At 33.9% G+C, this 22,586-nt stretch carries 24 protein-coding genes and 2 tRNA genes; 15 read left to right on the top strand and 11 right to left on the bottom strand.

Going from position 1 to position 22,586, the window contains the following annotated elements; genetic code table 11:
* The first annotated feature begins 7 nt into the window (after window positions 1-7).
* The 6 genes from JHL15_RS03085 (at window position 8) to JHL15_RS03060 (ending at window position 6,474) form a co-directional block, all read left to right on the top strand.
* On the top strand, window positions 8-910 hold the full coding sequence (locus JHL15_RS03085; RefSeq protein WP_200242662.1) for an AraC family transcriptional regulator: 903 nt from the start codon (window positions 8-10) through the stop codon (window positions 908-910).
* Window positions 911-1,003: 93 nt separating this feature from the next.
* Complete coding sequence (locus JHL15_RS03080) at window positions 1,004-3,247, top strand: TonB-dependent receptor (protein WP_200242660.1); 2,244 nt, start codon at window positions 1,004-1,006, stop codon at window positions 3,245-3,247.
* Between the two features lie 91 nt (window positions 3,248-3,338).
* A complete protein-coding gene (locus JHL15_RS03075; RefSeq protein ID WP_200242658.1) occupies window positions 3,339-3,989 on the top strand; it encodes a hypothetical protein in 651 nt (216 codons plus the stop codon).
* A gap of 140 nt (window positions 3,990-4,129) precedes the next feature.
* Entirely contained in the window at window positions 4,130-5,461 is a 1,332-nt protein-coding gene (locus tag JHL15_RS03070) for a 2TM domain-containing protein (protein WP_200242656.1), read from the top strand.
* Entirely contained in the window at window positions 5,448-5,747 is a 300-nt protein-coding gene (locus JHL15_RS03065) for a 2TM domain-containing protein (protein WP_200242654.1), read from the top strand. The genes JHL15_RS03070 and JHL15_RS03065 overlap by 14 nt, the downstream gene beginning before the upstream one ends.
* A gap of 163 nt (window positions 5,748-5,910) precedes the next feature.
* Window positions 5,911-6,474 carry a methyltransferase family protein gene (locus JHL15_RS03060; RefSeq protein ID WP_200242652.1) on the top strand — a complete coding sequence of 188 codons (564 nt, stop codon included), beginning with the start codon at window positions 5,911-5,913 and terminating at the stop codon, window positions 6,472-6,474.
* Between the two features lie 226 nt (window positions 6,475-6,700).
* Here JHL15_RS03060 and JHL15_RS03055 read toward each other — a convergent pair whose 3' ends face one another.
* Window positions 6,701-7,483: a hypothetical protein gene (locus tag JHL15_RS03055; RefSeq protein ID WP_200242649.1), complete on the bottom strand. Its 783-nt coding sequence runs from the start codon at window positions 7,481-7,483 to the stop codon at window positions 6,701-6,703.
* 359 nt (window positions 7,484-7,842) lie between these two features.
* Between JHL15_RS03055 and JHL15_RS03050 the strand changes: the two genes are divergently transcribed.
* The 3 genes from JHL15_RS03050 (at window position 7,843) to JHL15_RS03040 (ending at window position 9,230) form a co-directional block, all read left to right on the top strand.
* The gene (locus JHL15_RS03050; protein WP_200242647.1) at window positions 7,843-8,142 is read left to right on the top strand and encodes a 2TM domain-containing protein; all 300 of its coding nucleotides are present in this window, start codon (window positions 7,843-7,845) and stop codon (window positions 8,140-8,142) included.
* Entirely contained in the window at window positions 8,126-8,422 is a 297-nt protein-coding gene (locus JHL15_RS03045) for a 2TM domain-containing protein (RefSeq protein WP_200242644.1), read from the top strand. Before JHL15_RS03050 ends, JHL15_RS03045 begins: the two co-directional genes overlap by 17 nt.
* Before the next feature lie 64 nt (window positions 8,423-8,486).
* The gene (locus tag JHL15_RS03040) at window positions 8,487-9,230 is read left to right on the top strand and encodes a LytR/AlgR family response regulator transcription factor (protein ID WP_200242642.1); all 744 of its coding nucleotides are present in this window, start codon (window positions 8,487-8,489) and stop codon (window positions 9,228-9,230) included.
* 140 nt (window positions 9,231-9,370) lie between these two features.
* On the opposite strand, the gene JHL15_RS03035 is transcribed toward JHL15_RS03040, so the two are convergent.
* A complete protein-coding gene (locus JHL15_RS03035) occupies window positions 9,371-9,568 on the bottom strand; it encodes a hypothetical protein (RefSeq protein ID WP_200242640.1) in 198 nt (65 codons plus the stop codon).
* A 73-nt stretch (window positions 9,569-9,641) separates the two neighbouring features.
* Entirely contained in the window at window positions 9,642-10,829 is a 1,188-nt protein-coding gene (gene mnmA / locus JHL15_RS03030) for a tRNA 2-thiouridine(34) synthase MnmA (RefSeq protein WP_200242638.1), read from the bottom strand.
* A gap of 203 nt (window positions 10,830-11,032) precedes the next feature.
* Here mnmA and JHL15_RS03025 point away from each other — a divergent pair, with 203 nt between their 5' ends.
* Complete coding sequence (locus JHL15_RS03025; protein WP_200242636.1) at window positions 11,033-11,563, top strand: hypothetical protein; 531 nt, start codon at window positions 11,033-11,035, stop codon at window positions 11,561-11,563.
* Window positions 11,564-11,679: 116 nt separating this feature from the next.
* On the opposite strand, the gene JHL15_RS03020 is transcribed toward JHL15_RS03025, so the two are convergent.
* The gene (locus JHL15_RS03020; RefSeq protein ID WP_200242633.1) at window positions 11,680-14,211 is read right to left on the bottom strand and encodes an ATP-dependent Clp protease ATP-binding subunit; all 2,532 of its coding nucleotides are present in this window, start codon (window positions 14,209-14,211) and stop codon (window positions 11,680-11,682) included.
* Between the two features lie 154 nt (window positions 14,212-14,365).
* Here JHL15_RS03020 and JHL15_RS03015 point away from each other — a divergent pair, with 154 nt between their 5' ends.
* The 5 genes from JHL15_RS03015 to JHL15_RS02995 are packed head-to-tail and all read left to right on the top strand — an operon-like array spanning window position 14,366 to window position 18,022.
* Window positions 14,366-14,590: a uroporphyrinogen decarboxylase gene (locus tag JHL15_RS03015; protein ID WP_200242630.1), complete on the top strand. Its 225-nt coding sequence runs from the start codon at window positions 14,366-14,368 to the stop codon at window positions 14,588-14,590.
* Window positions 14,590-15,684: a glycosyltransferase gene (locus JHL15_RS03010; RefSeq protein ID WP_200242627.1), complete on the top strand. Its 1,095-nt coding sequence runs from the start codon at window positions 14,590-14,592 to the stop codon at window positions 15,682-15,684. The genes JHL15_RS03015 and JHL15_RS03010 overlap by 1 nt, the downstream gene beginning before the upstream one ends.
* A 46-nt stretch (window positions 15,685-15,730) precedes the next feature.
* A complete protein-coding gene (locus tag JHL15_RS03005; protein ID WP_200242625.1) occupies window positions 15,731-16,150 on the top strand; it encodes a SufE family protein in 420 nt (139 codons plus the stop codon).
* Window positions 16,151-16,152: 2 nt separating this feature from the next.
* Window positions 16,153-17,118 (top strand): glycosyltransferase family 9 protein, encoded by a 966-nt coding sequence (locus JHL15_RS03000; protein ID WP_317193015.1) that lies wholly within the window; start codon window positions 16,153-16,155, stop codon window positions 17,116-17,118.
* A 4-nt stretch (window positions 17,119-17,122) separates the two neighbouring features.
* Window positions 17,123-18,022, top strand: coding sequence for a glycosyltransferase family 2 protein (locus tag JHL15_RS02995; protein ID WP_200242622.1), 900 nt, complete (start codon window positions 17,123-17,125; stop codon window positions 18,020-18,022).
* Window positions 18,023-18,139: 117 nt separating this feature from the next.
* Here JHL15_RS02995 and JHL15_RS02990 read toward each other — a convergent pair whose 3' ends face one another.
* The 7 genes from JHL15_RS02990 to JHL15_RS02960 form a co-directional block, all read right to left on the bottom strand.
* Window positions 18,140-18,811 carry a hypothetical protein gene (locus tag JHL15_RS02990; protein ID WP_200242619.1) on the bottom strand — a complete coding sequence of 224 codons (672 nt, stop codon included), beginning with the start codon at window positions 18,809-18,811 and terminating at the stop codon, window positions 18,140-18,142.
* A gap of 44 nt (window positions 18,812-18,855) precedes the next feature.
* On the bottom strand, window positions 18,856-19,428 hold the full coding sequence (locus JHL15_RS02985) for a DUF6705 family protein (RefSeq protein WP_200242616.1): 573 nt from the start codon (window positions 19,426-19,428) through the stop codon (window positions 18,856-18,858).
* A 21-nt stretch (window positions 19,429-19,449) separates the two neighbouring features.
* Window positions 19,450-20,193, bottom strand: a complete 744-nt coding sequence (locus JHL15_RS02980) for a hypothetical protein (RefSeq protein WP_200242614.1) — start codon at window positions 20,191-20,193, stop codon at window positions 19,450-19,452.
* 110 nt (window positions 20,194-20,303) lie between these two features.
* On the bottom strand, window positions 20,304-20,777 hold the full coding sequence (locus JHL15_RS02975; protein ID WP_200242613.1) for a hypothetical protein: 474 nt from the start codon (window positions 20,775-20,777) through the stop codon (window positions 20,304-20,306).
* A 292-nt stretch (window positions 20,778-21,069) separates the two neighbouring features.
* Window positions 21,070-21,144 (bottom strand) — tRNA-Val (locus JHL15_RS02970).
* 33 nt (window positions 21,145-21,177) lie between these two features.
* Window positions 21,178-21,252 (bottom strand) — tRNA-Val (locus JHL15_RS02965).
* 42 nt (window positions 21,253-21,294) lie between these two features.
* On the bottom strand, window positions 21,295-22,539 hold the full coding sequence (locus tag JHL15_RS02960) for a bifunctional folylpolyglutamate synthase/dihydrofolate synthase (RefSeq protein WP_200242611.1): 1,245 nt from the start codon (window positions 22,537-22,539) through the stop codon (window positions 21,295-21,297).
* Window positions 22,540-22,586: the final 47 nt, after the last annotated feature.

The following is a 22,586-nucleotide window of genomic DNA, read 5'->3' as shown; positions in this document are numbered from 1 at the left end:
ACAATAATTGGAAGAGTATAAAAAAAGAATTATAAAGATTATTCAATATATAGAGGATCATCTTGATACAGAACTCAGCCTGGAAAAAGTGGCAGAGATAGGTGCATATTCACCCTTCCATTTTCACCGGATTTTTAAACTTATTACTGGGGAAACGCTCCAAAACTACATTATCCGGAAAAAGATAGAAAAAAGCGCTCTTTATCTTTCTTTACGAAAGGGAGTGGATATTAAAGAGATCTACATGGATCTGGGTTTTGCCAATCATTCTGTTTTTAATAAAACATTTAAAAAATATTACGGAAAATCTCCATCCGAATTTCGAAAATCAGCGCCTGAAAGTTTTCACAAGATTTTACAAGTCGAAAGCAAGAACGGACAAATCGATACGGTTTTTCGCCAATACCTTTGTACGATCGAAAACCTATTAAAATGGAGAACAATGAATTTAAAAATTAAAGTAACAGCTCTTGAAGAAATGCATCTTGCTGCTGTAATGGGCCTTGGGCTGAGCCAGGTAGAACCGTCTTATACTATTCTTCTGGATTGGGCAAAAAAGAAACAATTATTCCCACGGGATAATGTCAAAATGATCTCTGTGTATCATGACAGTTTTAAAATTACTCCTCCGGATAAAGTGAGGATTCATGCATGTATGCTTTTGGATGATCAGCTTAAAGAACAAGAAGGAGAGGTTTTTCCTGAGACCCTTGAAGCAGGGAAATTTATCATCGGAAGTGGGGAGGTTACTCTCGATGATTTTGAACAATGCTGGGCATCCTTATTCTTATGGATGAACGAAAATCATTACTCCATCAGGAAATCTTTTCCTTTTGAAATCTATCATTCCAATTTTAAAGATCATCCGGAAGGTAAAATGATCGTGGATTTTTGCATCCCGATACAATAATTCTCCACTCAGGATGTAAACTTTACCTTTCAGTAATATTTTTTTTACTGAAAGGTATTTTCTATAGTATTTTTGATCCGAAAATTAACAACCATGAAGACCCAAAAACAAAGACTGTTATTTCTTATTGCCTTTCTCTCATTTTTTCTGAGTTATGCTCAGGTGAAAATTATCGGGAAAGTGACTTTCAGAAATAGAGGAATCAGTGAAATAAATGTAACCTTAAAAGGAACCTATGATGGGGCAACAACGGACGCCAATGGTAAATTCTCCTTTGAAACCTCCGAGAAAGGAAGCCATGTGCTTACTTTTACTCATCCAAAATATATTGATGTTGAAAAGGCAATTGTCATCGAAAATCAAGATCTGACAGTAAATGCAGAATTAAAAGAACAGATTAGTGAAATTGATGCAGTTGTGATTTCTGCGGGATCAATAGAAGCAAGTGATAAAAAAAGAGCAACAGCGCTGTTGACACCCATTGATGTGTATACAACGGCTGGAGCTGATGGGCAGATCTCATCTGCATTAACGTATCTTCCGGGAGTACAGAAAGTTGGTGAATCAGAAGGGTTGTTCATCAGAGGAGGTACAGGAACGGAATCTAAGATCTTTATGGATGGAAGCTTGATCAATAATTATTTTTCAAGTTCAGTTCCCGGGATTGCTGGTAGGGATAGGTTTAATACCTCTCTTTTTAAAGGAAATGTGTTTTCAAGTGGTGGATATTCCGCTTTATATGGACAGGCACTTTCTGGTGCGTTAATGCTTGAAAGTGTTGATCTGCCGGATCAGAGTTCTTATGATTTTGGTATTTCGCCCATCTTTTTGAGTGGAGGGTTTCAGAAATTGAGCGAAGATAAAAACCATTCTTATGGAGCTACTTTGGGGTATTCCCTTTTAAGTCTAATGCAAAAGGTTCTTAATTTCAATACAGATTTTATAGATGCACCCCAAGGACTGAATGGTGATGCTAATTTTAGAATTAAAACAAAGTCTGGCGGATTTTTCAAATATTATGGAATGTATGATACCAACAAAATGGGGGTAAGAACAGAAAGCCTGGAACCTGATTCTGATTATGCATTGGTTAGATTGAGTGGAAAAAATACCTATCATAATTTATCATTTAAACAAAAATTCGGAAGGTATCTTTTAAATACAGGTGCTTCTTATTCATACAACAGATCTGATCTGAACTTTTCAGGGGAAACAAATGATATTGAATCCGCTAAGACCCAACTTTTGACCACAGGGAACTATATCAATTTTAAAGCGGTTTTGGAAAGAAAAATAAATAAAATAAGTGCAGTACGTGGAGGATTTGAATTAAATAATACGGACGAAAAACTGAATTTTGAGGAAGTAAAAAAACACTATCAGGATTTTATATCTTCTGTTTTTGCAGAAACGGATCTTGGGTTTAGCAATCAACTCTCAGCAAAAGTCGGAGTACGGGCAGAAAATTCCTCTTTTTTACATCAAAGTAATATCGCACCCCGTCTTGCACTGGCTTATCGTTTAGCTCAAAATTGGACTACTTCTTTTGCCTATGGACTTTTCTATCAAAACCCGGAAAGTAAATATATTAATGGGCCTGCTCATTTAGATTTCCAAAAATCACAACACTATATTCTGCAGGTACAAAGAACATCTGAAGGAAGAAGTTTGAGATTAGAAGCTTTTTATAAAAAATATGATCAGTTGATCAAAGTAAAGAATATTGCAAATATTGATAGCCAGAATCAGCCTGTACAGACAGCGATTAATAACGATGGGTATGGATATGCAAAAGGACTTGAACTTTTCTGGAGGGATAAAAAAACATTTGAAAATATAGACTACTGGATCAGTTATTCATTTTTAGATTCTAAGAGAGATTTTATGAATTATCCGGTTAGCCTGAAACCTAATTTTGCATCAGAACATACCCTTTCGGTAGTTGGTAAGAGATTCATTCCGGAATGGAAATTAGGAGTAAATCTTTCATATACGTATGCTAAAGGACGTCCATATTATGATATTGCAACAAAAGACGTCAATGGAGAGGTGGTTAATTTTACCAGAAGCGAGGGGAGATTGAAAGATTATAATGCTTTGAACCTAAGCTTTAATTATCTTCCTAATCTGGGGAAAAAAGACTCTAAAGTATTTACTGTTTTTGTGTTAAGTATATCCAATGTGCTGGGATCAAAAAATATGTACGGATATAATTTTTCACAAGATGGATCACGAAGCTCAGCAGTGGTGCCTCCGGTCAATACATTTGTTTTCGTAGGAGCATTTATCAGCTTTGGAGTAGATAAAACGCAAGACGCTATCAATAACAATTTATAAAAATAAATAAGAAGTATTTTAATTATATCATTGTGTGAATGAAATACCTACCTTTCAATACAATAAAAAAACAACCATAAAAAATAAAAAAATGAAAAAGTATCTATTAAGTTTTGCTTTAGCTTTTATGAGCTTAACCGCTTTTGCTCAGGCTGATTACGAAAAAATTATGTCTGAAAAGATCGCAAAAATAGAAACCTGCAAAACAACAGAGGATTTCCAGACTCTCTCAAATGATTTCCAGAGAATTGGAAGTAAGGAAAGTGGAAAATGGCTTCCAAGCTATTATGCAGCATTTTGTTATATACAGAAAGGACGTGTGATGATGAGAGAAGGGAAAACACAAGATCTTGATGAGGTAGCTAATCAGGCTGATAAACATTTGGCAACAGCTCAAAATCTTGCAGGAGCAGATAATTCGGAAATTCATTTGCTTAGAAAAATGGCTTATTCTTTGAGAATGATGGTGAACCCACAACAAAGATATATGACAGATGGAATGAAGGCGGCAGAAGAACTTCAGATTGCTGAAAAGCTAGATCCAAGTAATCCTAGAATTGCTTTAATAAAAGCAGAAGATATATATTTTACACCAGAACAATATGGAGGAAGTAAAACAAAAGGAATCGAGATGTTTAAAAAGACATTGGAACAATACAACGCATATAAACCAAAATCTTCAATGGATCCAAATTGGGGGAAAGGAGAGGCAGAATATTTTATCAGCCAGCCGGCGAAATAATACAAAATTTCAATTCAATAAAAGTCTTCCCAATCGGGAGGACTTTTATTTTGCCATTCAGTATATGAAATTGACGATTCAGTGAAAAATAATTTTCGGTACATTTAATATAGACTAATTTTGAATAAAGAAACTGAAGCATGAAACGTAAAAGCATTATCGTACTACTTTGGGTAGCCATAGGAACCGCATTATTTTTCTTTTTATTTTTTACTGAAGATAAAACGATAGATAATTTTATGCTTTCTTTTCTTATTTCGTCTCTGTATTCTTTCGTTCTGGGGATAGGAAATGGGGTAATAAATGACTATTTAAATAAAAAGATTCCCTGGTCTCAGGCAACCACCAGAAGAGCGATTATAAGCGTTGTTTCGATTCTTATCGCTAATATTATTTTAGTGTATGTCTGCAATTATATCAATTTTGTAATTTTTCAGAAAGCAGCGACCTCAGAAGAGTTTTTTTCAGGGAAATATAATGCTACCAATTGGTTTATGGTGAATATCGCCCTCCTTATTTCCGCCTTTCTTCATGCCAGGGGATTTATGGAAGAGCTTAAAAAGACCTCTAAAAAGGAGGTTGTTGAGCAGAAGCTAATAGCGAAATCAGCAAATGCCCAGTTTGAAACCCTTAAAAACCAACTGGATCCACACTTCCTTTTCAATTCTTTAAATGTGTTAAGCTCTTTGATTGATGAAAACCCAAAGCAGGCACAGAAGTTTACTTCCTCAATGTCAAAGATTTACCGCTATGTTTTAGAACAGAAGGATAAAGAACTTGTTACAGTGGAAGATGAGATAGAATTTGCTAAAACCTATTGTGAATTGCTAAAAACGAGATTCGAAGACAGTGTAGATTTTGTTTTTGATGTTCGAAAAGAAGACTACAGAAAATATGTGGTTCCTCTTTCTCTTCAGCTGTTGCTGGAGAATTGTATCAAACACAATTTTGCGACCTCTTCAAAACCTTTACTGATTAGAATATTTTCAGAAAATGATGATTTATGTATTGAAAATAATTTACAAGTAAGGGAGCAGATCAAAGAAAGCGCAGGAATCGGATTAGCTAATATTGTGCAGCGCTATTCACTACTTACAAAGAGAAATGTTTTTATTGAAAAGTCTGAAGATTATTTTAAAGTAAAGCTTCCGGTTTTATCAGATAAACCAAACGATGTCAGTATCAAACCTGAAGATCATGATAAAGCTTATAAAAAGGCTCAGAAAAGAGTTAAGGAGATCAAAGGATTTTATGCTAACCTCACTTCTTACTGTATTATTATTCCCTTTTTAATTTTTATTAATCTTTATACCCAAAACAATTATCATTGGTTCTGGTGGCCAATGTTAGGATGGGGAGTTGGCGTCGCCTCTCATGCATTTCAGGTTTTTGGGGTTGGAGAGCCCTGGAAAGAAAGAAAGATTCAGGAAATCATGAATAAACAAAAAAACAAAGACAATGGAAACTTTTGACGAAAATGATATTCGATATCAACAGGCCAAACGGCAGGTAGAGAGATTAAGAGGGTTTTATGCCCACCTATTCTCTTATGTTGCTGTAAATATTTTGATTGCTTACTTTAATTACACCAATTTAAACCCAGGAGAAAGCTATTTCCAGTTTAAAAACTTCTTAACTGCTACATTCTGGGGAATAGGTCTTCTTGCACATGCATTGTTTGTTTTTCTACCAAGCATGGATTTTGCAAGGAAATGGGAAGAAAAGAAGATCAAGGAGTTGATGGATAAAGATAAGTAGATGTAACGTGTAAAATCGCGGAATCGCGGATTTGCAAAATCGCCTATTATCCCGAAAGTTTTTATTGGCCGTCTCTATTACGATTTTACAGTTTTACAGTTTAACAATTTTACGATTTAGCAATTCTGCTCTTTCGCCTTTTTGCCCTCAAAAAAACAACACTATGAACTTACAAGTATTATTCTACATTTCAATGGGAGCATGGTTCCTGAGCGAAATTTATTACAAACAAAAGCTGAAGTCTGCGGATAAAGATCAGAAAAAGGATCGCTCCACGCTTGGTATTCTTTGGGTAGTTATTATCTTTTCAATTGTAGGGGCTGTTACCGTATCCCATATTTCTAATTTTATGATTACAGATTCAGTCTGGATCTTGTATATTGGATTGGCTCTCATTATTATTGGAATTGTCTTCCGATGGCTTATTATAAGGTCTTTGGGTAAATACTTTACGGTAGATGTGACAATAAGAGAGGATCATGAAATTAAGAAAGATGGGCTTTATCATTACGTGAGACATCCCTCATATACTTTTGCATTATTAACCTTCCTTGGGCTGGGCTTATATTTAAATAATTGGCTTTCTCTTGTTGTGGCTTTTATTCCTCCATTTATAGCATTTAGTTATAGAATTAGGATAGAGGAACAGGCTCTTGTTGAACAATTTGGAGATGAATATATTGAGTATAGAAAAATGACTAAAAGGCTGATTCCGTTTGTGTATTAAGAAGAGATAAATTGATGATTGAATTTTGAGCTAAGGTTCAGGGATGGCCTTTTTAATCATTATTTTATCATTTTTACAGTAATCACATATAACTTATTGATAACAAATGCTATCTATAGATATTAAAAAACCCCATATTTTAGTATGGAGTTTTTATTAAAAAGAGAACTTGCTTTATAAGATTAAATTTTTTCTATAATATGAATACGTATACAGGGTGTTAATTCTAATACTCAATGGCAAATTGAATTCCTCCTGAAGCACAAGCGCCTCCTATAATAGCACCAACTACTGCACCAACTCCACCAGCAGCAAAGCCGATCGCTCCACCAGCTAAAGCTCCAAAGGCATCAGCAACAGCTCCTCCAAATATTCTACCCCACCATGATGCTTTAGTTACCCCACTATTCTGTGTATCCGTTGGATAATAAGCAATCCAATAGGACATACTGGCTCTTGCAATTGCAATTACAACAAGCAATTGGTTTTTTTCCGCTGTAGGTAATTGAGCGTTTATGTATCTGATTTCTAGATTAGCAAGATCATTTAATATTTGGTCTGTATCAGTATAGTTTGTAGCATTAAAAAAATTGGCCAATTGATATAGTTCGTTTTTATATGCACCGGAAAAACCATATTGGGCACCTAACTGATCAATTTTTGCCTTTGTGAAACTAGTATTCATAGCATCATTAATGGCAGCTTTCATTTGTCCGACGTTATAAAGGTTTGTATTATAGCCATTTTGTTGTGCAAAAGCTACCCCCGCGTTATAGATGTCATTTTGAGAGTTGATAGTTGAGTTATTATGCATTTGAAGCATGAATTCGTTATGTAGAGTCCCAATATTACTATAGGGGTTTGCATTGTTTACAACATATTTGGCAGTTGAAGATGAAATTGTTTTATTTTCAGTTTGATCTGCTTGATTTACGTCATCTCTACTACAAGAAAAGAAGAACATTGAGATAATGAAGAGGAAGAATAGATTAGTTTTTAGCTTTTTCATGTTATTAATTTTTAAAATTATAGTTATGATTTTTTAGGAATTCTAAAATTGATTTTTATTAATATTAAAACAAACAGAGAATTAATAACTGTATTTGTTCGCCTTATATCTGTCTGTGATTAAGCCGTAAGTGATTATAATAATGTAAAATTTATAATATTGATTTATAATAGAATTATATAGATTTCAGACTTGTTTTTTTTTTACACATTACATTATATATAGATCTTGGTCTAGAGTCGGTTTTTTTTGCAACTCAGAACCCTTATTCTACGGTTCGGTAAGATATAGTTGATTAGAGGACGTTTTCTGACATACATTTGATCCAAGAAAAATAAATAAATCAAAACTTTAATAGTATGGAAACATTATCATTCAACAAAGACAATCGTGCTTACGAAAAAGCAGCAAAGAGAGTAAAAGAGCTTAAAGGGTTTTACGGAAATCTTACTTCTTATTGTTTAGTAATCCCTTTTCTGTTAGTTTTAAACCTTTTAACATCCCCTTATCATTTATGGTTTTACTGGCCAATGTTAGGATGGGGAATAGGCCTGGTGGCTCATGGAATAAATGTCTTCGGAATTGGTAAGAACTGGGAAGAAAAGAAAATAAAAGAACTAATGGACGCAGATAAGAGAAATCATGGAAAAACACTTTAATACAAATACAATGGACTATAATCAGGCATACGAAAGAGTAAGAAAATTAAAGAGCTTTTATAAAAGCCTTACCTGGTACGGTATAATAGCTGGGATCCTGTTTTTCAATGAATATTTTGAAAATGGAACAATTGATTTTTCTTTCTATCATGGCTCAATACTTCTATTAATTTGGGGGATTATTCTGGTTATAAAAGGAGTGAAGTTATTTCTTTTCGATGCCAGTTGGGAGCAAAGAATTTTAGATAAAGAGCTGAGAAAAAGCAAACCCAATTTATAAGTTGAAATTAAATTCTTTTATATACTTTTAATTTTCAAAATTTTTAAACTAAAACCAGTACGTTATGATCAAAACTGTCATTATTGAAGACGAGAAACCTGCTTCAAGGAAATTAGAGAGAATGCTAAGTATATTTCCGGACATAGAGATCGTTGCAAAGATTGAATCGGTAGAAGAGGGGATTGCCTGGTTTTCTGAAAATGAGCATCCCCAGCTTATATTTTCGGATATTGTTTTGGGAGATGGATTGTCTTTTGATATTTTTGAAAAAGTACCTTCGAAAGGGTTTATCATTTATACCACTGCTTTTGATCAGTACACATTAAAGGCATTTAAATTAAATAGCATTGACTACTTATTAAAGCCTATTTTAGATGAAGATCTGGCAGGAGCCATAGAGAAATTCAAGTCATTCCTTCCTTCAGATAACTCGGTTAGTTCGCAAGATATTAAGCAGTTAATTAAAAAAGATAAATCTACTCTTTCCAGGATTTTGGTTAAAATAGGGTACAACCTGAAAATAGTTCAGACCCAGGAAATAAGCTGCTTTTTCAGTGAGAATAAAATTGTTTATCTTCAAACCAGAGATAGAACATATCCTTCAGATTTTACATTGGATGAATTGGAAGAGACTTTAGAAGAGAAAAAATTCTTCAGGGTGAACAGGCAATTTATAATCAATTCTGATTATATAAAGAACATTCATACATCCCCAAACTATAAGGTCGAATTGGAATTTCAACCCAATGAGGAGATTACAGTAAGCAGGGATCGTGTCAAAGATTTTAAAGAGTGGCTGGTTGGATAGCTAAAAAAATGGAAAATGTTGAAAAGAAGGCTGTTTATTTAGGTCGGGTATAACTTTAAATAGAGTTGATATTGAAGCTGTAAAACATTTAACTACATATAAAAAACGAGTTTTGGGATTCTCCAAAACTCGTTTTTATTTTACTTATCTTTTGTTTCCTTATAACCATATTCCCGGCACATAAATAATGTAATTGCCAATAGAACAATACTAAGTACAAGATGTGATCTTTCGGGATGAACAATCGCCATATAAAGATTATATCCGAAAACAATTGATACTAAAAAGATTAAAATTTGGTTGGGCTGAGCATACTGATTTTTCAAAGAAGTTTTCATAGGTGTAATTTTTTGTTATTTATAGAGTAAGTATCATCTCCTAAAATATGTTACAAAAAATTTAAAATTATTCCTATGCAATAACTCCGCTTCCCAAAAGCTCATCATCAATATACCATGAAGCAAACTGTCCTTCTGCTATAGCAGATTGAAGTTCCTCAAACTCCATATAAAAAGCATTTTCAAATTGATAGATAGTAGCCTTCTGAAGAGTCTGTCTGTAACGGAATCTTGCCATTACTTCCATAGATTCTCCATTAGCAAGTTTTAGATCTTCACGAACCCAATGAAGTTCGGAATTATCTACTTTTAGTGCTTTTTTGTGTAATCCAGGGAAACTGTGGCCTTCTCCAACGAAGATGATGTTGTTTTCCATATCTCTTGATACGATAAAACAGCTTTCTTTGTGGCCGCCTATTCCAAGGCCTTTGCTTTGTCCGATCGTGAAAAATTGAGCACCTTGATGCTTTCCAATTACTTTTCCATCGGATTTTTTATAATGGATCTTTTGAGATAAGAATTCGAGTTCATTTTCTTTTGACGAAAATTCAGGTTTTTCTTGTGTAAATAAAGGAGAGTCACTGAAAATTTCAACAATTTCACCTTCATTGGGTTTTAATTGTTGCTGTAAAAATTGGGGAAGGCTTACTTTTCCAATAAAACATAATCCCTGAGAATCTTTTTTATCAGCAGTAACCAAGCCAATTTCTTTTGCAATTTCTCTTACCTGAGGCTTTGTAAGTTCTCCGATTGGGAATAATGCTTTAGATAACTGATCCTGACTCAATTGGCAAAGAAAATAAGACTGATCTTTATTGTTGTCTTTTCCTGCTAAAAGATGAAAAATTTCTTTTCCATTTTCATCGAAGGTAGAGTTTACCCTTGCATAATGTCCTGTAGCTACTTTATCAGCACCCAGTGACATTGCCGTTTTCATAAATACATCGAATTTTACTTCTCTGTTACATAAAACATCAGGGTTTGGAGTTCTCCCTTTTTCATACTCTGCAAACATATAATCAACAATACGTTCCTTATATAGTTCACTCATATCGATAACCTGGAAAGGAATTCCTAATTTTTGGGCTACCATCAGGGCATCATTACTATCCTCAATCCAAGGACATTCATCTTCTAACGTTACTGAAGCATCGTTCCAGTTTCTCATAAACAATGCCACCACTTCGTGACCTTGCTGTTGCAGCAAATATGCCGTAACACTAGAGTCTACACCTCCGGAGAGGCCTACTACTATTTTCATTATATTTCAATTTTACGAAACTCTTAACGGGAGTTCTTAGTTTGATGCGGCAAAAATACAACTAAAAAATTCGTAAAAAAACCATAATTTTAAACATTGATAAAAACGATATTAGTAAGAAATCGCATTATGTCTGTGAAATTAAGCACTTATAAAAAGGGGTTGATTTTGCAATAGATTTAAAAACAATTAATTATCTACATATGAGAAAAATAATTATTCCATTGATGTTGATGTTTTCAATATCAATATTTTCCCAGGTTTCGGTAGGAACTCCTTCTGTGGCGGAATCCAACCGATGGACTTTTGGAGGAGGTATAGGTTTAGGATTTGGTAGTAATAGTGCATTCTCCCTACAAGCGGCCCCAAGAGTTGGTTATAGATTGACTGAAGATTTAGAAGCGGGGGTAATTGGAAGTGTTTCTTGGCAGACCTCAAATTATTACAGATCGACAATGTTTGGAGTAGGTCCTTTTGCGAACTATTATTTTGCAAGATCGTTTTATGTAGGAGCCAACCTTCAGCATTATTTTATTAATTATCATGATAAGTATTACGACTATAAAGATAATAGAGAAGAAACAGCTCTTTATCTTGGAGGAGGATATATGCAGCGAATAGGAGGGAATTCATTTATGCAGTTAGGATTGATGTACAATGTTTTGTGGAAAGAGAACTCAAGTATTTTCTCAAGTGGATTGGTTCCTAACATAGGTTTTGTTGTAGGATTATAGTCACAAATATCTCTGATCCTAATTCATTTATAATAAGAATTCAAAAGGATATAACTAAAAATAAAAAAGCACCGGAATGTAATACCGGTGCTTTTTGTTTTAACAAAATTATTTATTTATTGAGAAGACTTTTCAGTCGTCTTTTTTGTCTTATGGGCCTTACCGGTTAATCCGTCTTTAGCTTCATTTACATCCAGTACGATGGTTTCTCCTTCGTTTAATTGTTTGTTTACTAGCATTTCTGCTAATAAATCCTCAATGTATTTCTGGATTGCTCTTTTCAATGGTCGTGCACCGAAGTCTTTATCCCATCCTTTTTCAGAAATAAAGTCTTTTGCTGCATCAGTTAAATCCACTTTATATCCTAATTTCTCAAGTCTGTTGTAAAGCTTGTTCAATTCAAGATCAATGATTTTCTTGATATCAGTCTGCTCTAGAGAGTTGAAGATCACAATGTCATCAATTCTGTTTAGGAATTCAGGAGCAAATGCTTTCTTAAGAGCATTTTCGATAGTACTTCTTGCTCTTGTATCTGAATTGGTTTTCTTAGCAGAAGTTCCGAATCCAACACCATCCCCAAAGTCTTTAAGATCTCTGGTACCAATATTGGAAGTAAGGATAATGATCGTGTTTCTGAAATCAATTTTTCTACCTAAGCTATCTGTAACATGTCCCTCATCCAAGATTTGTAAAAGAATGTTGAATACATCAGGGTGTGCTTTTTCAATCTCATCTAAAAGAACCACAGCATAAGGTTTTCTTCTTACCGCTTCAGTTAATTGACCCCCTTCTTCATATCCTACATATCCCGGAGGCGCACCCACCAATCTTGATACTGCGAATTTTTCCATGTATTCACTCATATCAATTCTGATCAATGCTTCATCTGAATCGAAAAGCTCTCTTGCCATTACTTTAGCAAGTTCAGTTTTACCAACACCTGTTGTTCCAAGGAAGATAAATGTTCCGATAGGACGGTTTGGATCTTTAAGACCTGCTCTGTTTCTCTGAATAGCTTTTACCACTTTTCTTACAGCGTCTTCCTGACCGATTACTTTACCATTAAGATTGTTGTCCATCTGAGCTAATTTATCAAGCTCATTTTTACCAACTTTAGTTACCGGAACACCACTCATCATAGAAACCACCTCCGCTACATTTTCTTCTGTAACAGTTTCTTTTTTCTCTTTTACATCCTTATCCCACTGATCCTGTGCTGCATTAAGTTCCATTTGAAGACGTTCCTCTTCATCTTTAAGCTTTCTGGCTTCAAGGTAATCCTGAGCCTTTACAGCTTTCTGCTTCATTTCTTTGATATCTTCAATTTTCTTTTCGAAATCAATGATTTCAGTAGGTACTTTCATGTTTTTAATATAAACACGGGAACCCGCCTCGTCCATTGCATCAATCGCCTTGTCTGGTAAGAAACGATCTGTAATATATCTTGATGTCAAATTAACGCAAGCTAATATAGCTTCTGGAGTATAAATTACATTGTGATGTTCTTCATACTTATCTTTGATCTGATTTAAAATCTGAATGGTTTCATCAATAGAAGTTGGCTCTACCATTACTTTTTGGAAACGTCTTTCTAAAGCGCCGTCTTTTTCAATATACTGACGGTACTCATCCAGCGTTGTTGCTCCAATGCATTGGATTTCTCCTCTTGCTAAAGCGGGTTTGAACATATTGGATGCATCCAGGCTTCCTGTAGAACTTCCTGCACCAACGATGGTATGTAGCTCATCGATAAACAAGATCACATCACGGTTCTTTTCAAGTTCCGTCATAATAGCCTTCATTCTTTCTTCAAACTGTCCACGGTACTTTGTTCCCGCAACTAAACTTGCAAGATCCAATGTAATGACTCTTTTTCCAAAAAGAACTCTTGAAACCTTCTTCTGCTGAATTCTCAAAGCTAATCCTTCTGCAATAGCAGACTTACCAACTCCAGGCTCTCCGATAAGAAGTGGATTGTTTTTCTTTCTACGAGAAAGGATTTGAGACACACGCTCAATTTCTTTCTCACGACCGATTACAGGATCCAGTTTCCCATCTCTTGCCAAAGAAGTAAGGTCTCTACCAAAGTTATCCAATGTAGGGGTTTTGCTCTTCGCGGCACCTAAGTTACCTGCAGGCTTTCTCATTTGCTCAAATTCCTCTCTTTCATCATCATCATCGTATGCACTCATCTGAGGTGATTGACCGGAATTTTTAAGCATTGTTTGATACTCTCTTGAAACTCCTTCGTAGTCAATGTCATAAGCTCCTAATATATTAGAGGTTGGGTCTTCATATTTATAAAGAATGCCTAAAAGTAAATGAACGGTATTGATTTCATTACTTTTATATTGTCTGCATTCTAACTCTGCACGTTTAACAGCGTGATCCGCCATTTTGGTGAAAGAAATATTTGTTACCTCCTCAGAAATTGGATTAAGACTTGCTGTATTTAAAGTTTCAATTTTTCTTCTGATTTGTGTTAAATCGGCATTAAGGTTTTGAAGGATTTCTTTTGCAGAGTTTTCTGTTTTTATAATACCTAAAAGTAGATGTTCTGTATTAAGAAATTCACTTTTCAGCCTTTTAGCTTCATTTTTGCTTTGTTTGAACACTTGGCTCAAACCTTGTGAAAACTTATAATCCATAATATATCTCAATTAGAATAAAGATCGAATTATCTTTTATTCATTTATCTAAATTACAAATATTCTACCAAAAATCAATTAATGACTTTATGGCAGAAAAAAGTTTTATTATCTTATTGAAAATGACTAAGTTTGTTTCCCTTAAATTTTTCTTATGAGTCCCGAAATTGCTACATATGTTGGATATTCTGCTTCACTTTTTATTGTGTTGAGTTTTATTTTAAAAGATGTAAGAAAAATTAGAATCGTTAACATGATCGGTTGTGCTTGCTTTGTCATTTATGGTATCTTTAGCGGAATGCTTTGGCCGGTTATCATACCAAACGGATTGATCTGTTTTATACAGATTTACCATCTGACGGCTGGAAAGAAAAATTAATGAAAAAAAAAATAATTACTTCTGCTTTTAGTAACCTTTATACAGATCAGCGAATAGAAAAGGTCTGCAGAACTCTGCATGAAAATGGATATGAAGTTGAGCTTATCGGAAATGACTGGGCTGGGGCAGAAGAAATGAAGCGACCCTATCCTTTTTCAAGGATACCTTTGATTTCTAAAAGTTTAAAAACTGCTTATTTTGAATTCAACTGGAAGTTATATCAGGAATTAAAAAAGAAAGCAGATCAGCATACTATTCTTCATGCAAACGATATTGATGCTTTACTTCCCAATTATCTTATCGCTAAAAAATTAAACATCCCGTTGGTTTTTGATAGTCATGAAATTTTTTCCGAAATGCCGGCGATTCAAGGCAAAATGTCACAAAAAATGTGGCGCAACCTTGAACAAAGAATGCTTCCAAAGCTAAAATTCATGATAACGGCAAGCGGAAGTTACGCTCAATGGTTCAAAAAAAAATATCATGTTGATGCTGTGGTTGTACAAAATGCACCCAGAAAAATTGATTTTACAATAGATATTCCTGACAACGAGCCTAAAATAATGTTGTATCAAGGCGCAATAAATCCATTTCGTGGAATTGACAAAGCGATTTTAGCAATGCATCATCTTGATCATGTTATTTTTAAGATTGCTGGTGATGGGCCAATGAAAAAGGAATATGAAGATTTGGTTATCAAGGAAAACCTTCAAGATAAAGTTCAATTTTTAGGGAAGTTACTGCCTGAAAAATTAAGGAAAGTTACGATTACTGCTGATATTGGGATGAGTATTGAGGAGAATGGAGGTGAAAGTTATCTGTATTCTCTTCCGAACAAGGTATTAGATTGCATCCAGGCTAAAGTTCCTCTTATTATGGCCGGCCTCCCTGAAATGCAGAATATCAAAAATCAATTTGATGTCGGAGAGATCATTAAAGATCATCAGCCGGAAAGTATTGCTGCAGCTATTAATAAAGTTTTAGAAAAGGGAAGAAGGGGCTATCAGAACGAATTAGAAAAAGCTTCAAATGTGCTTTGCTGGGAAAATGAAGAAGTGAAATTATTACAGGTTTTTCAAAAAGCATCTCAATAAATTATCGCTGTAAAATTGGTATCTTTGCACAAAGAATTGTTAAAAAATGACCATTAAAGAAAAACAGCAGGAAATAATAGACGAATTTGCATTTCTTGATGACTGGGAACAGAAGTATGAATATATTATTGACCTGGGTAAAGAATTAAAAGGACTTTCTGATGATAAGAAGACGGATGATAACCTAATTAAAGGTTGTCAGAGTAAAGTTTGGATTGATGCTGAGTTCAAAGAAGGGAAGTTGTTTTTTGATGCGGATTCTGATGGTATCTTACCCAAAGGAATTGTTTCTCTTTTGGTAAGTATTTATAGCGGGCACTCCACTCAGGAGATTTTAGACTCCGATTTTGAGTTTATTTCTGAGATTGGATTACAGGAGTTTCTATCTCCTTCCAGAGCTAATGGTTTAATGGCAATGACAAAACAAATTAAATTTTATGCGGTTGCCTATCAACTGAAGCCGTAGTTGTGACAAGAATTTTAGCATATCGTTTTTCTGCTTTTGGTGATGTTGCGATGACAGCACCTGTTTTTCGTGAATTTTTAGAACAAAACCCGGATGTGGAGATTGTGATGGTTTCAAGAAAAAATTTTGAAAGCTTATTCATAGATATTCCCAATGTCATATTTAAAGGGATCAACCTTGACGACTATAAGGGATTTTTTGGTCTGAACAGATTAGCCAATCAACTCATAAAAGAATTTCATCCCGACTATATAGCCAATTTGCACGATGTTATCAGAACGAAGGTTTTGGATAAGATCTACAGAAGAAAAGGATATAAAGTATTCAAAATTAATAAAGGTAAAGAAGAAAAAGAAACCCTGACTGACATTTGGAATCTGAATAAAGTGCAATTAAGACGTACCGTTGAACGATATGCCGACGTATTCAGAGAAATGGGATTTGAGGTGACTTTATCCAATAAACTAAGGCCGATCGCTAATGAAAAGTCCGGAATAGGATTTGCGCCTTTTGCACAGCATAAAGGAAAGATGTTGCCTTTAGAGAAGTCATATGAACTTGTCAAAGTTCTGGCTAAAAAAGAAAAAGTATACTTTTTCGGTGGTGGAAAAAATGAGACAGAAACCCTTGAAAAATGGGAAAACGAGATTCCTAATACCCAAAGCTTATCCGGAAAATTAAATCTTAAGCAGGAGCTTGATAAAATTGCAGAGCTGGAGCTGATGATCTCTATGGATTCTGCCAATATGCACCTTGCCAGTCTTGTTGGGACAAGATGTGTTTCTATATGGGGTTCTACGCATCCATACGCGGGGTTCTTAGGTTTTGGACAAAGCGAAAATGACGTTGTTCAGATAAAAGACTTAACCTGCAGGCCTTGTTCTGTATTTGGTGATAAAGAATGTTTTAGAGGAGATTGGGCTTGCCTTGAGGAACTGAATATTCAGAAGATTATAGAAAAAATCTGAGTAAATGAAGGTTTCCATCTGTATTCCTGTGTATAATTTTGATGTTAGGGAACTCATCTCTGACCTGAACAAAGAAATAAGGGAATGTGGCCATGATGCAGAAATTATACTCATTGATGATGGATCTGAAATCCAATATAAGCAAATAAATAAAGAACTCCAGGAGCAAGTCAATCAATTCATTTATCTCGATAAAAATATAGGGAGATCACGGATCAGAAATCTATTTCTTGATTATTCTAACGGAGATTATTTACTTTTTCTTGATTGTGATGGGAAAATAACGGAAAGGCAATTTATTGAGAACTATATCTTATTCATCAATGAAAATCCAGATACAAAAGTTATTTATGCGGGACGAAAAGTTTCCCATACTCCTCCAGATCAGGAACATTTTTTGCGATGGAAATTTGCTGTGGAACGAGAAAATTTACCAGTAGAAAATCGATTGGAAAAACCATATTTGAGCTTTCAGACGAATAATTTTCTGATTAAAAAAGAAGTCTTTGAAAAAGTTCAATTTAATCCTGATTTTCAAAAATACGGATATGAAGATTTGCTTTTTGCAATGGATCTAAAGGCTAAGGATATAACAATTGATCATATCCAAAATCCTATTTTCAATAACGATTTAGAAACAAATAAGGTATATTTGGGGAAAGTAGAGGAATCAATTGAAAGCTTGGCTCAAATGCTTAAAAATATAAGTCTGAATCCAAAATTATCTGAGATAAAGCTCGTCAAAATCTATAATCTGATACATAATAATCCACTGAAATTATTGATTAGATTATTTTTTAAATTCCAAAAAGAAAATATAAAAAAGACTCTCTTAAAAGGAAAGGTAAATCTACGATATCTCGATTATTATAAGCTGGGATTGCTGTTGCAAAAAATGGAATAGAGGTGTTTTAAAATATAATCTGTCCCACTTGGGCTTTTATTGCTACCAAGTATAATGTCATTCAGTTTATGTTCACTATTTTTTTTAATACAATCTAATGGGTGTAATACAAGTTATTTATAATCCTTTTTCTCTATAAAAATTGACTGTATTTTTTACAAGATTTAATTTAACAATTCCACTCCGCATTCCAATAAAAATATTTTCTTCATCGAATACAGCGACAGAATTTGGATATAAATTACTCCAAAATTGATTTCTAAAAATAGTAATTGCTTCTTCATTCACTACTTTATAAAAACCATGATGAGAAGCAATATAGATAATGTCATTGAATACAGTTGATGCTTCTAAAGCATCTCCAAAGGATTCTATTCTTTTATATGTGAAATCTTTTTTTAATTCATATAAACTTCCCCAAATACCTGAGCCTTCAGTGAAATAGATTTTATTTTGAAATTGGAAAATATCAACAATGTTTCCGAATTTTATTTCTACAATCTTTTCTTTATCTTTTTTAGGTTGAAAATATAGTGCACCTCCCCATTCTCCTTTATTTTCTCCAATCAATTTTCCTTCCTCGATTTCTAATACAGAATTTTCTTTATAATAACTGGTCTTTTCAACGATCAATCTATTATTCTCTTTTTTTACAGCATAACAATCTTTGGAATGATTGAGAATAGACCACTTTTCAGACTCTACTTCTGGAATAGAGTGCTCACTAAAATTATCTGGAATTTTTATTTCTTGTCCTGTACAATAAAAACAAAAATTGAGTACAAACATAATAAGCAATTTTTCCCCCATTGTGAGATCTATTGATAACTTAATTACTGTTTGGTAAATATCAAATCCTTTGTTTCAGGTAAGTAGATATTTATATCTGTACCGCTTGGACATTTACTGCTATCAAGTATAATATCATCTGGACGATACTCCCATGAAAGTTGTGTTGTACTTATTTTCTTTAAAATAATATCACCCCAACCAACTCTACAATTTGTCCCACTATATGTAAATAATACTGCACTATCTGTTGATCTAATCTTTCTACTGTATATATAAATTTTAGGAAGGTTATTGTTTTGTGTGTTTTGTAAAATGGCTCCCGCAGAATTTTTTACAATATATTTTACTACTAGTGCATCCCTATAGAATTTTTGCTCACCATAATCTATAAGTTTATCATTTTCTTTTGTAATGAATAAGGTGACTTCGGTTCCATTAAAATTGGCTTTATAATTGCCAATATACGGTGTTAATTCATTGTTTAAATCTTTTACATGAGCATTGTTGGGAATATTTGATGTTGCTGTAATCAAAGGTAATACCTGTGATTGTGCTTTACAGCAGATAATACTTGCAATAAAGCTAAATAGTATAATGTTTTTTAAATTTATCATTTCATTGTAATTTTTATTAATTTATGAACAAGTTGCAGAAACCGGCTGATTACTAGCATTTAAAGTGATGTTATTTATTGTGCCTTCTTTTTCTATTCTTTGTAGATTGACTTTTCCCTCTAAGTCCATATTTTTTAATGTTTCAAAAAATAAAGTTTCTACTCCTAAATTGTTTATTTTACCACTGCTATCAATGTATTTATTTCCATATAAAATAGGTTCTATTAAATCACTTGCAAAATCTCGATATTTATCTGAAAATTTGTCTAATTGAGCTTGTGAAAAAGTTTTAGTAGCATCTGCATAGTCTCCATTAAACCAAATAACATAATGCATGCCATTAGGAGCTACCATACCTAAATAAGCATTGTTTACATTTGTGGGATTAGAAGTAGGTTGGGCTCTTGCAAAACCTAATAATTGATCTATATCTGCAGGAGAAAGCATTGGTATACCCTTTGGTGTATGGTTATGATATCCTCCTGCATATCCTGTTTTATCTCCTAAATTAACACTATGGTCACCACCAGGAATTGTTTCTGAAGGTGTTCCATCTGCTTTAAATTTTACACCCATTTCTCCTCCTTTAGGAGCTTGGTCTTTAAGTTCTTTAATTTTTGATTGGACATTTGGCTTAGACAACACACTTAATATTTTATCACATGGGCTTAACTGAACAGGATAGGGATAACCTGTTCCACCACCACTACTGCCGCCGCCATTACCATTACTTCCTCCTGTAGGACCTCCACAATTATCATTCATTCCTACACTTTGACAAGGTAAATAAGGTCCCGATTGTCCACATCTTTCTTCAAAAAACCTATATGTGGGTCCTGCACTACCATCATCATTAGTCCATCTCCATGTCGTTTCTACAGTATAATACCTTTTGACGTATTTCCCAAATTATCATTATCTACAATTTTTCCTGTAAGCTGATTCCTGTCTTTGAAAACGAGAACATTAAAAAATTCATTAGACTTTTCATCTTCTTTTCTTTTAAAATAAACCCTATCTCCTTCTCGATAAACAATCAGAACAAATTGTACTTTATTGTTTTTTATTACAGGTACTTCAAGAAAACTTTCGTCAAAAGTTCCCATCGTTAAGGCATAATCCCAATAAACATTTCCGAAGTTTGTTGCAAAATAATCTTTATCGGCATATTCATCAAACACCTTTTTTACATTATTGATATATTTTTCGTCTTCCTTCCAAAGGCTTTTATTGGTATATTCTTTCGATGTATGGTCAGATGACGAGCTGACTTCATCATGAATACAGGAGTATTGCGAAATGCTGAGAACTACTAATAGCAGTAGTTTGAAAATAAATTTCTTTTTCATTGTATATTCATGTTTTTGTGTCCAGCTAATATAAAAATATTTTTTAATTCACAGTTTGGGGTTTTCCACTTGTTTTGATTGAAGTGTTTTATTACTAGAATCTTTATTTTATTTTCAATCAGATATTGTAGTAAAGTAAAGCATTGAGTGCGCCCAAACTTAACATTTTAGATTTTGATTTATAATATAGGAATAAAAGAATCCATCCTACAAAAAGTAAGATTGTGTAAAGAGGAACTACTTATAGAGGGATAAAAAAGAAAAATCTCCCAGTTTCCTGAGAGATTTTCTGTGGGCCCTGAGGGATTCGAACCCCCGACCCTCTGGGTGTAAACCAGATGCTCTGAACCAACTGAGCTAAGAGCCCTGAATTCTTTTGAAAGGCTTCAGTGACCTTTTGTGGGTCCTGAGGGATTCGAACCCCCGACCCTCTGGGTGTAAACCAGATGCTCTGAACCAACTGAGCTAAGAACCCTCTATACTTGTTTTCTCGTTTAGAGTGGTGCAAATATACGACTTATCTGGAAATCTCCAAATTTTTTTCTAAAAATTCTCCGACTACAAAGTTACTTCCACCAATAAAAATCATTTCTTCATTTGTACATTCTTGTTTTGCAGATAAATACGCTTCCTGTACAGAATCGAAAATTTTATAAATTATTTTTGCATTAATGAGTAAATCTTCATAATCCTGTGGATGTCTTCCCCTGTGAATGGCAGGTTTTGCAAAATAAAATTCAGAATTCTCCGGAAGTAAATTCATTACTTCATCAATTTTCTTATCGTTTACAAAACCTAAAATAACATGTTTATGACGATCTATAGAATTAAGTTGTGAAAAAACCTGTTCCAAGCCAGCCTGATTATGGGCAGTGTCACAAATTGTTAAAGGGTTTTTTGAAAATTCAAACCAACGGCCTATAAATCCAGTATTCTGGTGTACGTTTAGTAATCCATTCTTGATATTCTCAGGAGAAATTTTAATATCTAGCTTGGCTAATTCATCAGTTAAAGCTAAAACGACCTTGATGTTTTTTTGCTGATAGTTTCCTTTGAGGTCTGATTTTAAATCTGATTGTAGAAGAGTGGCATCAACAAAAGGAGCATTATTTTGAATCGCTTTATCGCGAATGATATTCTTGACAACCTCATTTTCATCCCCGGAAATAATGGAGATGCGATTTTTAACAATACCCGCTTTTTCTACTGCAATTTCTTCAACGGTATTGCCTAAAATATTCTGATGATCTAGCTGTACATTGGTAATTGCAGAAACCAATGGCCGTATGATATTTGTAGAATCTAATCTTCCTCCTAATCCTACTTCTATAATGGCAAAATCAACTTGTTGCTGATAAAAATATTCAAAAGCCATTATTGTTGTAAACTCAAAAAAAGAAGGAAGGATATCTTTGGGAAGCGTTTTGAGCTTTTGAATAAAATCAAATACAAATTCTTTATTACAATTCTGACCATTTACTTTTATTCGTTCTGTAAATTCGATAAGATGGGGTGAATTATAGATTCCGACTTTATATCCTGCCTCCTGGAGAATAGAAGCGAGCATATTGCTTGTTGAGCCCTTTCCATTTGTGCCTCCGATATGGATGCATTTTAATTTTTCCTGAGGATTATCAAAAAAGGAACAAAGCTTTGTTATATTGTCCAAACCGGGCTTGTAGGCCTTCTCACCATCGATCTGGTAGTTGGGTGCTTGTACGAAAAGCCAGTCAACGGCTTCCTGATATTCTTTGGTTGTCATGATGCAAAATTCTCAAAAGTTTTATTAAAATGAAACAATAATTTTTA

It is taken from the genome of Chryseobacterium paridis (genome assembly GCF_016595215.1).
GTDB lineage: Bacteria > Bacteroidota > Bacteroidia > Flavobacteriales > Weeksellaceae > Chryseobacterium > Chryseobacterium paridis.
Note: the sequence above shows the minus strand (reverse complement) of the source record. Positions and strands in the feature narration are given on the sequence as shown.

Excerpts from the sequence above, each read along its gene's own strand:
- JHL15_RS03080 (WP_200242660.1), top strand. The coding sequence starts at position 1,004 with ATGAAGACCCAAAAACAAAGACTGTTATTTCTTATTGCCTTTCTCTCA.
- JHL15_RS03075 (WP_200242658.1), top strand. The coding sequence starts at position 3,339 with ATGAAAAAGTATCTATTAAGTTTTGCTTTAGCTTTTATGAGCTTAACC.
- JHL15_RS03070 (WP_200242656.1), top strand. The coding sequence starts at position 4,130 with ATGAAACGTAAAAGCATTATCGTACTACTTTGGGTAGCCATAGGAACC.
- JHL15_RS03065 (WP_200242654.1), top strand. The coding sequence starts at position 5,448 with ATGGAAACTTTTGACGAAAATGATATTCGATATCAACAGGCCAAACGG.
- JHL15_RS03060 (WP_200242652.1), top strand. The coding sequence starts at position 5,911 with ATGAACTTACAAGTATTATTCTACATTTCAATGGGAGCATGGTTCCTG.
- JHL15_RS03055 (WP_200242649.1), bottom strand. The coding sequence starts at position 7,483 with ATGAAAAAGCTAAAAACTAATCTATTCTTCCTCTTCATTATCTCAATG.
- JHL15_RS03050 (WP_200242647.1), top strand. The coding sequence starts at position 7,843 with ATGGAAACATTATCATTCAACAAAGACAATCGTGCTTACGAAAAAGCA.
- JHL15_RS03045 (WP_200242644.1), top strand. The coding sequence starts at position 8,126 with ATGGAAAAACACTTTAATACAAATACAATGGACTATAATCAGGCATAC.
- JHL15_RS03040 (WP_200242642.1), top strand. The coding sequence starts at position 8,487 with ATGATCAAAACTGTCATTATTGAAGACGAGAAACCTGCTTCAAGGAAA.
- JHL15_RS03035 (WP_200242640.1), bottom strand. The coding sequence starts at position 9,568 with ATGAAAACTTCTTTGAAAAATCAGTATGCTCAGCCCAACCAAATTTTA.
- mnmA (WP_200242638.1), bottom strand. The coding sequence starts at position 10,829 with ATGAAAATAGTAGTAGGCCTCTCCGGAGGTGTAGACTCTAGTGTTACG.
- JHL15_RS03025 (WP_200242636.1), top strand. The coding sequence starts at position 11,033 with ATGAGAAAAATAATTATTCCATTGATGTTGATGTTTTCAATATCAATA.
- JHL15_RS03020 (WP_200242633.1), bottom strand. The coding sequence starts at position 14,211 with ATGGATTATAAGTTTTCACAAGGTTTGAGCCAAGTGTTCAAACAAAGC.
- JHL15_RS03015 (WP_200242630.1), top strand. The coding sequence starts at position 14,366 with ATGAGTCCCGAAATTGCTACATATGTTGGATATTCTGCTTCACTTTTT.
- JHL15_RS03010 (WP_200242627.1), top strand. The coding sequence starts at position 14,590 with ATGAAAAAAAAAATAATTACTTCTGCTTTTAGTAACCTTTATACAGAT.
- JHL15_RS03005 (WP_200242625.1), top strand. The coding sequence starts at position 15,731 with ATGACCATTAAAGAAAAACAGCAGGAAATAATAGACGAATTTGCATTT.
- JHL15_RS02995 (WP_200242622.1), top strand. The coding sequence starts at position 17,123 with ATGAAGGTTTCCATCTGTATTCCTGTGTATAATTTTGATGTTAGGGAA.
- JHL15_RS02990 (WP_200242619.1), bottom strand. The coding sequence starts at position 18,811 with ATGTTTGTACTCAATTTTTGTTTTTATTGTACAGGACAAGAAATAAAA.
- JHL15_RS02985 (WP_200242616.1), bottom strand. The coding sequence starts at position 19,428 with ATGATAAATTTAAAAAACATTATACTATTTAGCTTTATTGCAAGTATT.
- JHL15_RS02980 (WP_200242614.1), bottom strand. The coding sequence starts at position 20,193 with ATGAATGATAATTGTGGAGGTCCTACAGGAGGAAGTAATGGTAATGGC.
- JHL15_RS02975 (WP_200242613.1), bottom strand. The coding sequence starts at position 20,777 with ATGAAAAAGAAATTTATTTTCAAACTACTGCTATTAGTAGTTCTCAGC.
- JHL15_RS02960 (WP_200242611.1), bottom strand. The coding sequence starts at position 22,539 with ATGACAACCAAAGAATATCAGGAAGCCGTTGACTGGCTTTTCGTACAA.